General features: G+C 69.2%; 1 protein-coding gene. It reads left to right on the top strand.

Annotated elements, in window-relative coordinates:
* Positions 1-123: 123 nt before the first annotated feature.
* Positions 124-458: PhzF family phenazine biosynthesis protein (locus tag D3D01_RS22825; protein WP_147439997.1), on the top strand; the 335-nt coding region annotated here is incomplete at its 3' end.

Below are 458 nucleotides of genomic sequence, written 5' to 3'. Positions count from 1 at the left end.
GGCATTCGGATCACGGTATCGACTCCTGGGTGGTCATTCTATCGGTGGCCGGGAGCGGCAGAGCGCCCGGATGCCGCCGTTGGAGGGCCGGGACTTTTGCCCCGCGGTCCCGTTCCAGCGGGTATGGAAACCCGCCGTACGCTGCTCGTCGACGCGTTCACCGCCGACCCGCTCGCCGGCAACGCGGCCGGCGTCGTCCCGGAGGCGGACGGTCTCACAGCGGATCAGATGCGGGCAATCGCCCGCGAACTCGCCGTCAGCGAGACGGCGTTTCTGCTCCCCTCGGAGACGGCCGACCGCCGACTCCGCTACTTCTCGCCGGAGCAGGAAGTCGACCTCTGCGGGCACGCGACTGTCGCCGCGCACGCACATCTCCGCGAGGCCGGGGCGATAGACGAGGGTGAGCACACCATCGAGACGAACGTCGGCGTCCTCGACGTCGAGGTCGAATCTGACGG

This window comes from Haloarcula sp. Atlit-7R, from assembly GCF_003666065.1.
GTDB lineage: Archaea > Halobacteriota > Halobacteria > Halobacteriales > Haloarculaceae > Haloarcula > Haloarcula taiwanensis.
The sequence above is the reverse complement of the archived record's forward strand: the minus strand, read 5'-3'. Positions and strand labels throughout refer to the sequence as shown.